Below are 9007 nucleotides of genomic sequence, written 5' to 3'. Positions count from 1 at the left end.
ATCCGCTACAGCTCGTCCCGCCCGTACGTGCACACCGTCAACTCCACCGGCGCGGGCACGGTGGGCCGCGCGCCGGTGGAGTTGACGGTGTGCACGTACGGGCGGGACGAGCTGTAGCGGATCACGCTGATCGACGCCGGTTCGACGACGATCCGCTGGAACGAGTCGAGGTGCATCCCCATGGCGTCGGCGATGATCGACTTGATGACGTCGCCGTGCGAACAGGCCACCCAGATCCCGGAGCCGTCCGGACCGCCGTAGTGCGCGTCGAGTTCGCGGATCGCGGCCACCGCGCGGCTCTGCACGTGCGCGAGCCCTTCACCCTCGGGGAAGATCGCGGCCGACGGCTGCTGCTGGACGGTCTTCCACATGTCCTCGGCGAGCAGGTCCTTGATCGGCCGGCCCGTCCACTGGCCGTAGTCGACCTCGACGAGGCGGTCGTCGACCACCTCGGTGAGCCCGCGGGCCTCGACGAGTGGCGCGACGGTCTGTTGACATCGCTGCAGCGGGGAACGGACCACGGCGACGAGGTTCTGCACGTGGCCGAGACGGTCGACGACCTCGCCGGCCTGGCTGCGACCGGTGTCGTCGAGGTCGACGCCGACGCTGCGGCCGGCCAGCACACCCGAGGTGTTGGCGGTCGAGCGGCCGTGGCGCAGCAGGATGACGGTCACTTGACCACCCTATGCGGGAGGTGGGCGCGACCGCCGTCGTCGAGGTGCGCGTTCGCGGCGAGCGCAACCGGGCATCGCAGCGGATGGGACACGACCGCCGACAGGAGTCCGGGCGGTCAGGTCGCGCTGACGACCCCGCCCGCGAGCAGACCCAGGACCACGAGCCCCACGATGACGCGGTAGCCCACGAACCAGTTCAGTGAGTGTTTCGCGACGAAACGCAGGAGCCAGGCGATCGATGCGAAGCCGATGACGAAGGCGATGACCGTCGCGACCAGGAGCTGTGGACCGCTGGCCTCGAGGCCGTCGCCGCTGGGCGAGAAGGCGTCGGGGAGGCTGAACAGCCCCGACGCGGTGACCGCGGGGATGGCCAGCAGGAAGGAGAAGCGCACCGCCGCCTCCCGCTGGAGGCCGAGGAACAGGCCGGCACTGGCGGTGGCGCCCGAGCGCGAGACCCCCGGGATGAGCGCGAGGCACTGCGCGAGGCCCATGGTGACGCCGTCGCGCAGGGTCAGCTCCTCGATCGGGCGGCGGCGCTTGCCGTATCGCTCGGCGAGGACGATGACGGCCGAGAACACGATGAGCATCGTGGCGATCAGCCAGAGGTTCCGTGCGCCGGTGCGGATCTGGTCCTTGAAGACGAATCCGAGCAACCCGATCGGGATCGTGGCAAAGATCACGTACCACCCGATGCGGTAGTCGAGGCCCCGCTGCTCGGCGGAGAAGAGGCCGCGGAACCACGCGGCGACGATGCGCACGATGTCGCGGGCGAAGTAGAGGAGCACCGCCGCCTCGGTCCCCAACTGTGTGACCGCGGTGAACGAGGCGCCGGCGTCGTCGCCGAAGAACACCCCGGACACGATGCGCAGATGCCCCGAGGACGACACGGGGAGGAACTCGGTGAGGCCCTGGACGGCCCCCAACACCACGGCCTGGGTCCACGTCATCGCATCGGTCACCGCGCGAATGCTACGTCACGGCCACACCCCGCCCGACCTGAGCGCACGACCGCATCGAACCGTGCGCCACTATGGTTCTCATGCCCGCAACCCGCCCGGCCGCTCGACACGCGGCCGCCCGACACACCGCCGGCGCCGTGCTGGCGGCCGTCCTCCTCGTCACGGTGTCGGCGTGCGGCAGCGGTTCGTCGGACTCCCCCGGCGTCGCCACGACCGTCCCGCAGACGGCGCTGCCCGCGCCCACCGGCACCGACCGCCCGGCCGGATCGGTGGTCGCGGCCCCCGCCTCGACGTCGCTCGTCCTCGATTCGGCGGGGAAACGCGTCGTCGTGCTCGGTGCCGACCGCCGATCGGTCGTCGTGTACTCCACCGCCGCACCGACCGCGCCCGTCGTGACCCGGACGATCCCCCTGCCCGAGGCGGCGTCGTCGATCGGCGCGGTGTCGGGCGACGACCTCGTGGCTGTCGCGCCCTCGACCCTCGTCGACGTCGACCTCGCGACCGGTGTCGCACAGGGTCACGACGTGGCCGTCGGCGAGCCGTTGAGCGTGGGGCGCCTGTCGAACGGTTCGGTGATCATCGGTACCGCCGACGGGAAGATCGTCGAGGTCGGAGCCGATCGTCGCGTCGTGCGGACCGTCGACGGGCTGGTCCGGGTCGACGAACTCGCCGTGGCGGCGCGGGCCGGGAAATCCGATCAGGTGGTGGCCCTCGATCGTGCGCAGTCGTCGGTGACCTCGGTGGACATGTCCGACGGGTCGCTGGGCGAGGCGCTGCGGACGGGCGACGGTGCGACCAATCTCGTCGTCGACCACTACGGACGGTTCCTCGCCACCGACACCCGCGGGGGCGAGTTCCTCGGTTTCGACGGCGACCCGCTGCTCACCAAGTTCCGCTATCCGGTGGCCGACGGACCCTACGCCGTAGGATATGACGACGTCCGCAACCTGGCGTGGGTCGCGACCACCGGCGACAACGAGGCCATCGCGTTCGACCTCGCGTCGGGGATCCCGACCGAGAAGCGCCGCGTGGCCACGGTGGGCCAGGCCGATGCGATGGTGGTCGACAGCGCGACCGGCACCGTCTACCTGCTCTCGGCCCGCGGCGACGGGCTGCAGGCCGTCAGCGGGTGACCGTGGTGACGACGAGAATCCGGGAGGCACAGTGCGACGTGGATCCGAGGGCCGTATGACCCGTTCCACCGCGTTCCCCGCCGAGTGGAACGAGATCCGCAGCGCCGAGGACTACGAGTACGTGCCCCTGCGTCTGCCGCCCGACGTCACGCGGGTGACGGCGTCGATGCGCCTGGCCATCGAGGCCGAGTTCGGCGGGTGGGAGATCTCCCGGGTCCGCCTGTACACCGACGGCAGCCGCAAGGTGCTGTTGCGGCGCAAGCGGACCCGCACCAGCCCCGACACCGCTCCGGCGCAGGTGCACCGGTGATCGATCGGCTGTATCGACTGCTCTATCCCCTCGCACTGCGGGGCATGTTCCTGCTGCCGGCGGAACGCATCCACACGCTGATCTCACGCGCGCTGTCGACCCTGGGACCGCGCAGACCTGTTCTGGCCGCCACGACCCGGTTGTTCGCGCCGACCGACCCGATCTTGCGGTCACAGGTGTTCGGCGTCGACTTCCCCGCACCCCTGGGTCTCGCGGCGGGCTTCGACAAGAACGCCGAGGCCATCGACGCCTGGCCCGGAATGGGTTTCGGGTTCATCGAGATCGGCACCGTCACCGGCTCGGCCCAGCCCGGCAATCCGCAGCCGAGGTTGTTCCGGCTCCCCGCCGACCGAGCGCTGATCAACCGCATGGGGTTCAACAACCACGGCGCTGCGGCCGCCGCGCACCGACTGGGTCGGCGCCGTCGCGGACCGGGGTCGATCCCGGTGGGCGCGAACATCGGCAAGACGAAGCTCGCCGCGCCCGAGGAGGCCGTCGACGACTACCGCACCAGCACCCGTCTGCTCGCCCCGCTCGCCGACTTCCTCGTCGTCAACGTCAGCTCCCCCAACACCCCCGGGCTGCGCGACCTTCAGGCCGTCGCGTCGCTGCGACCGCTGCTGGCCGCGGTGCTGGAGCTCGCCGACATCCCGGTGCTGGTGAAGATCGCCCCCGACCTGTCCGACGCCGACATCGACGACGTCGCCGACCTCGCGGTGGAACTCGGACTCGCCGGCATCGTGTGCACCAACACCACCATCGGCCGCGGTGGCCTGACGACCGACGCCGACGAGGTGGCGCGGATCGGTGCCGGCGGTCTGTCGGGCGCCCCGTTGGCCGACCGGTCGCTGGCGGTCCTGCGTCAGCTCTATCGGCGTGTGGGCGACCGCGTCGCACTGGTGTCGGTGGGCGGTATCGAGACCCCCGAGCAGGCGTGGGAGCGGATCTGCGCCGGGGCGTCCCTCGTCCAGGGGTACACGGGTTTCATCTACGGCGGTCCCATGTGGGTGCGCGACATCCACGACGGGATCGCGCAACGCCTTCGCGCGCAGGGCTTCTCGTCGTTGCGCGAGGCGGTGGGAAGCGAGAACGCCCCCCACGCAGCTGCGTGAGGGGCGTTCGTCGCACGATGACCGCCAGGTTTGTGTGTGTCAGTCCTCGGCAGCCTGCTCGTAGGTCGCGTGGATGACCGCGCGCCCGATGGCGTGGCTGAACAGGTTGAACCCCAGGAACGCAGGTGTCGCGTCCTCGGGCAGGCCCAGCGACTCGACGTCGACGGCATGGACGACGAGGAAGTAGCGGTGCGGACCGTGCCCGGGCGGCGGTGCGGCGCCGATGAAGCGCTTCGCCGAGGCGTCACCGGCAAGGGTGACCGCTCCCACCGGGAGACCGCTGCCGTTCTCGTCACCGGCGCCCTCGGGAAGCGAGGTGGTCGACACCGGGATGTCGGCGACGGCCCAGTGCCAGAAGCCCGACGCGGTCGGTGCGTCGGGGTCGTAGACGGTGACCGCGAAGCTCTTGGTGCCCTCGGGGAATCCCGACCAGCTCACCTGCGGTGAGGCGTCGTCTCCCCCGGCGCCCATGATGCCGCTGACCTGCGGCTGCGCGAAGGCCTCGCCGTCGGCGAAGCTCTCCGAGGTGACGGTGAACGTCGGGAGGTCGGGCAGGGCGTCGTACGGGTTGTAGCTCGACATGGGTGTTGCGCACATCCTTTCGAGATCACGTGCACCCGGGCGGGCGCATCGTGGCAGTCCAACGCCCGGGAACCGTGTACGTGTTCCCCGCCGGTCAGCTGTGCAGCAGGAAGTGCTCGAGGACGCGGGTGCCGAACAGCAGGCCGTCGACCGGCACGCGCTCGTCCACGCCGTGGAACAGTGCCGCGAAATCGAGATCCGGCGGGAGCTGCAGTGGGGCGAACCCGAAACACCGGATACCGAGTTTGGCGAACGCCTTCGCATCGGTGCCGCCGGAGAGCATGTACGGCACCGTCCGCCCATCGGGATCGAACGCCAGGATCGCGTCGTTCATGGCGTCCACGAGGTCGCCGTCGAAGGTCGTCTCGTAGGAGTCGAGCTTGGTCACCCACTCCCGCGTCACGTCGGGACCGATCAGTTCGTCGACCTCGGCCTCGAACTGCGCCTGGCGGCCCGGTAGTACGCGGCAGTCGACGACCGCGGTGGCGGTCTGCGGGATCACGTTGGCCTTGTACCCGGCGTCGAGCATCGTCGGGTTCGCGGTGTCACGCAGCGTGGCGCCCACGATCCGCGCGATCGACCCGAGCTTGAACAGCGTCGTCTCGAGGTCCGGGGACGTGGCGTCGAGCTGCAGCGTCGACTCCTCGCTGACCGCGGCCAGGAACTCCGACACCGATTCGGTCATCACGAGCGGGAAGGTGTGGCGGCCCAGCTTCGCGACCGCCTCGGCGAGGATCGTGACGGCGTTGTTCTCGTGCAGGAACGACCCGTGGCCGGCGGTGGCGGTCGCGGTCAACTTCATCCACGCGATGCCCTTCTCCGCCGTCTCCACCAGGTAGAGCCGCTTGGTGGAGCCGTCCGGGGTGTCGACGGTGAGCGAGTAGCCGCCGACCTCACCGACGGCCTCGGTGATGCCCTCGAACAGATCCGGCCGGTTCTCGACGAGCCAGTGCGATCCCCACTTGCCACCGGCCTCCTCGTCGGCGAGGAACGCGAACACGATGTCGCGCGGCGGCACGGTGCCGTCGCGACGGAATTGCCGCGCCAGCGCCAGCGCCATCCCGACCATGTCCTTCATGTCGATCGCGCCGCGGCCCCACACGTATCCGTCTTTCACCGACCCCGAGAACGGGTGCACGCTCCAGTCCTCGGGTCGCGCGGGGACCACGTCGAGGTGGGTGTGCAGGAGCAGGGTCCCGCGTTCGCGGTCGGCGCCGGGCAGGCGGGCGAAGACGTTGCCGCGACCCGGTTGGCCGGACTCGACGTACTCCGTCTCGTATCCGACATCGGCGAGCTGCTGTGCGACCCACCGCGCGCACTCCTCCTCGCCGACCGTGGTCGCGAGATCGCCGGTGTTGCTGGTGTCGAACCGGATGAGTCGGCTCACGAGGTCGACGACCTCGTCGGTCGCCCTCGGACCGCCGGGGTCGGACGTCTCGGAACCGGGGGCGTCGGATGCGGGGTTGTCGGTCACGGGAACCATCCTGTCACCCGCCCGCGGGCGCCTCGGTGGAGTGGGGATTTGGGATCCGACGATCGGGTCGGTTAACGTAGTCCGGCACTCACATGGGCGTCATCGCCCGTACATGTCCGGGTGGCGGAATGGCAGACGCGCTAGCTTGAGGTGCTAGTGTCCTATTAACGGACGTGGGGGTTCAAGTCCCCCTCCGGACACACTCTTTCGGTTCTCGCCGGTCTCACGGCACCATCTCTCGCAAGGCCTTCTCCACGGCATCGATCGTGTCGTCGACCGACCCCGCCGTCTCGACGCTCACACCCCGTTCGTCGGGCTCGAGGTCCTCCAGCGTCGCGAGCTGCGACTCCAACATGGTCACCTTCATGTAGTGCCCCGTGCGCCCCTCGAGGCGACGCCGCAGTTCGTCGGTGGGCGCGGTCAGGTGCACGAAGACGACCCCGGCCCGTGCCCGGGCGATCCGGTCCCGGTACGCACGGCGCAGCGCCGAACAGGCGAACACGGTGGTCTCCCCGTCACCGTCACCGTCACCGTCGTGGTCGTCGAGCCACGCGACGACCGCGTCGAGCCACGGCGCCCGGTCGGCGTCGGTGAGGGGATGTCCGTTCGCCATCTTCTCGATGTTCGCCGCCGGATGGAGGTCGTCGGCATCGCCGAACGGACGGTGCAGCCGCTCGGCGAGGCCCTGGGCGATGGTCGTCTTCCCCACTCCGCTGACGCCCATGACGCAGAGGTGAGGGCCGGCGATCGGGTCCGCGGAGCGCGTGTCGGTCACGCCACCCTTCTAGCACAGCCGGGCGGTGTCGAGACGGTTCGTGCCGGACGCACGGTCTCTCTACACTGGCCTCCCGTGACCTCACCGATCGATCCTGCCGACATGGCCACGGTCCGGCGTGTCCTCGATCAGGTGGCGACCATGGACACGGGGCATCCCGACTCGATCGAGGTGCAGCGCGCGGTGGCCCACATGTTCAAGCTCGCCAAACGGTCGAAGAAGAAGGCGCGTCACGCCGAGCGCCTCGCCGCCGACCGTGCCGTGTTGGGCGCCACCGCCACCGGGTCGGCCGATCGCATCGACGACGAGACCGCCGGTATCGGTCTGTCCGGTGACGGCACCGGTGTGGCCGGGCACCTCATCCGTCCTCAGGCCTGCTACATCTGCAAGACCGAGTACACCGAGGTCAACGCGTTTCACCATCAACTGTGTCCGGACTGCGCCGCGGACAACCGCGCACGCCGCAACCAGCGCACCGATCTGCGCGGCCGCCGCGCGCTGCTGACCGGGGGACGCGCCAAGATCGGCATGTACATCGCGCTGATGCTGCTCCGCGACGGCGCCGAGCTGACCATCACCACGCGGTTCCCCCGCGACGCCGCCCGCCGGTTCGCACGGCAGACCGACGCCGACGACTGGCTGCACCGACTCACCATCGTCGGCATCGATCTGCGTGACCCGGCGCAGGTGGTGGCCCTGGCCGATTCGGTCGCCGCGCGTGGCCACCTCGACATCCTGGTCAACAACGCCGCGCAGACCGTCCGTCGGTCGCCGGGGTCGTACCGCTCCCTCGTCGACGCCGAGGCCGCTCCCCTGCGCGGCGCCGCGGCGGCCATCCCCGCCCTCATGATGGGCGACAGCTCGGAGCTGCACCCCAACGCCCTCGCCGGCGGGTCGAGTTCCGACGCGGCCGCGGAATCGTTGGCGGCCCTGGCGATGACGGCCGGCTCGGCATCACCGGCGCGCATCGCCGACGGCACGGCCGTCGACGCCGGTGGACTGCTCCCCGACCTGGTGAGCTCCAACAGCTGGGTCGCGTCGGTCGACCACGTCGACCCGCTCGAACTCCTCGAGGTCCAACTGTGCAACAGCGTGGCGCCGTTCATCCTGCTGTCTCGCCTCACCCCTGCGCTGCGGGCCTCACCCGCCCGACGCAAGTACGTGGTCAACGTGTCGGCGATGGAGGGCATCTTCTCGCGCGGCTACAAGGGGCCGGGACATCCGCACACGAACATGGCGAAAGCGGCCCTGAACATGTTGACCCGCACCAGCGCCGGGGAGTTGTTCGACGACGGCATCCTGGTGACCGCGGTCGACACCGGGTGGATCACCGACGAGCGTCCGCACGAGTCGAAGATGCGTCTGGCCGACGAGGGTTTCCGTGCGCCCCTCGATCTCGTCGACGGCGCGGCGCGGGTGTACCACCCGATCGTCGACGGCGAGAACGGGATCGACCTCTACGGCTGCTTCCTCAAGGACTTCGAGCGGTACCCGTGGTGACCGATCCCCTGCACGCGGCCGCGGCGACGATCATCGACGAGACGTTGGTGTCGATGCGGACGATCGTCGCCGACCTCGGCGACGGCCTCGTGAACACGACCCCGCCGCTGCCGCAGACGAATTCGCCGTACGCGATCGTGTTCCACTGCGTCGAGCTGACGAAGTTCTGGGCCGGCAGTGTCATCGGTGGCGAGCAGATCCCCCGTGACCGCGCCGCCGAGTTCCACGCCACCGGCACCACCGCGGCCCTGTGTGACGCCGTCGACGACGTGCGGACACGCGTCGGCGACTGGCTGCACATCGCCGTCACCGAGGGGGTCCGCGACCGCGACGTACGCGGGTCGACCCGCACCGCCGACATCGCCGAGGCGACGCCGCAGTGGATCGTCCTGCACATCCTGCGCGAGCTCGCCCAACATCTCGGCCAGCTCGAACTCACCCGCGACGTCCTCCTCGACGCCGTCGACACACACGGCGGATAGTGTGCG

At 70.1% G+C, this 9007-nt stretch carries 10 protein-coding genes and 1 tRNA gene; 6 read left to right on the top strand and 5 right to left on the bottom strand.

The window, feature by feature from the left end; all coding sequences use genetic code 11:
- Positions 1–5 precede the first annotated feature (5 nt).
- The gene (locus TU34_RS10145) at positions 6–674 is read right to left on the bottom strand and encodes a histidine phosphatase family protein (RefSeq protein WP_045822744.1); all 669 of its coding nucleotides are present in this window, start codon (positions 672–674) and stop codon (positions 6–8) included.
- Positions 675–790: 116 nt separating this feature from the next.
- Positions 791–1633, bottom strand: a complete 843-nt coding sequence (locus TU34_RS10140) for an undecaprenyl-diphosphate phosphatase (protein WP_045822743.1) — start codon at positions 1631–1633, stop codon at positions 791–793.
- Positions 1634–1713: 80 nt separating this feature from the next.
- Between TU34_RS10140 and TU34_RS10135 the strand changes: the two genes are divergently transcribed.
- The 3 genes from TU34_RS10135 to TU34_RS10125 are packed head-to-tail and all read left to right on the top strand — an operon-like array spanning position 1714 to position 4188.
- On the top strand, positions 1714–2766 hold the full coding sequence (locus TU34_RS10135) for a YncE family protein (RefSeq protein WP_045822774.1): 1053 nt from the start codon (positions 1714–1716) through the stop codon (positions 2764–2766).
- Between the two features lie 55 nt (positions 2767–2821).
- Positions 2822–3076, top strand: a complete 255-nt coding sequence (locus TU34_RS10130) for a DUF5703 family protein (protein ID WP_045822773.1) — start codon at positions 2822–2824, stop codon at positions 3074–3076.
- On the top strand, positions 3073–4188 hold the full coding sequence (locus TU34_RS10125) for a quinone-dependent dihydroorotate dehydrogenase (protein ID WP_045822742.1): 1116 nt from the start codon (positions 3073–3075) through the stop codon (positions 4186–4188). Before TU34_RS10130 ends, TU34_RS10125 begins: the two co-directional genes overlap by 4 nt.
- A gap of 39 nt (positions 4189–4227) precedes the next feature.
- Here TU34_RS10125 and TU34_RS10120 read toward each other — a convergent pair whose 3' ends face one another.
- On the bottom strand, positions 4228–4770 hold the full coding sequence (locus TU34_RS10120) for a YbhB/YbcL family Raf kinase inhibitor-like protein (RefSeq protein WP_045822741.1): 543 nt from the start codon (positions 4768–4770) through the stop codon (positions 4228–4230).
- Positions 4771–4864: 94 nt separating this feature from the next.
- The gene (locus tag TU34_RS10115; RefSeq protein ID WP_082080113.1) at positions 4865–6253 is read right to left on the bottom strand and encodes a M20/M25/M40 family metallo-hydrolase; all 1389 of its coding nucleotides are present in this window, start codon (positions 6251–6253) and stop codon (positions 4865–4867) included.
- A 105-nt stretch (positions 6254–6358) separates the two neighbouring features.
- Here TU34_RS10115 and TU34_RS10110 point away from each other — a divergent pair.
- A tRNA-Leu gene (locus TU34_RS10110) sits at positions 6359–6444 on the top strand.
- Positions 6445–6467: 23 nt separating this feature from the next.
- Here TU34_RS10110 and TU34_RS10105 read toward each other — a convergent pair.
- The gene (locus tag TU34_RS10105) at positions 6468–7019 is read right to left on the bottom strand and encodes a gluconokinase (RefSeq protein ID WP_338062995.1); all 552 of its coding nucleotides are present in this window, start codon (positions 7017–7019) and stop codon (positions 6468–6470) included.
- Between the two features lie 102 nt (positions 7020–7121).
- Between TU34_RS10105 and TU34_RS10100 the strand changes: the two genes are divergently transcribed.
- Positions 7122–8519 carry an SDR family NAD(P)-dependent oxidoreductase gene (locus TU34_RS10100; RefSeq protein WP_045822739.1) on the top strand — a complete coding sequence of 466 codons (1398 nt, stop codon included), beginning with the start codon at positions 7122–7124 and terminating at the stop codon, positions 8517–8519.
- Entirely contained in the window at positions 8513–9001 is a 489-nt protein-coding gene (locus TU34_RS10095) for a mycothiol transferase (RefSeq protein WP_052688850.1), read from the top strand. The genes TU34_RS10100 and TU34_RS10095 overlap by 7 nt, the downstream gene beginning before the upstream one ends.
- The last annotated feature ends 6 nt before the right edge of the window (positions 9002–9007 follow it).

The organism is Williamsia herbipolensis (assembly GCF_000964005.1).
GTDB classification, from domain to species: domain Bacteria; phylum Actinomycetota; class Actinomycetes; order Mycobacteriales; family Mycobacteriaceae; genus Williamsia_A; species Williamsia_A herbipolensis.
Note: the sequence above shows the minus strand (reverse complement) of the source record. Positions and strands in the feature narration are given on the sequence as shown.

Bases quoted from the DNA above. Each gene is read 5' to 3' on its own strand.
- TU34_RS10135 (WP_045822774.1), top strand. From the start codon at position 1,714: ATGCCCGCAACCCGCCCGGCCGCTCGACACGCGGCCGCCCGACACACC.
- TU34_RS10130 (WP_045822773.1), top strand. From the start codon at position 2,822: ATGACCCGTTCCACCGCGTTCCCCGCCGAGTGGAACGAGATCCGCAGC.
- TU34_RS10120 (WP_045822741.1), bottom strand. From the start codon at position 4,770: ATGTCGAGCTACAACCCGTACGACGCCCTGCCCGACCTCCCGACGTTC.
- TU34_RS10115 (WP_082080113.1), bottom strand. From the start codon at position 6,253: ATGGTTCCCGTGACCGACAACCCCGCATCCGACGCCCCCGGTTCCGAG.
- TU34_RS10100 (WP_045822739.1), top strand. From the start codon at position 7,122: ATGGCCACGGTCCGGCGTGTCCTCGATCAGGTGGCGACCATGGACACG.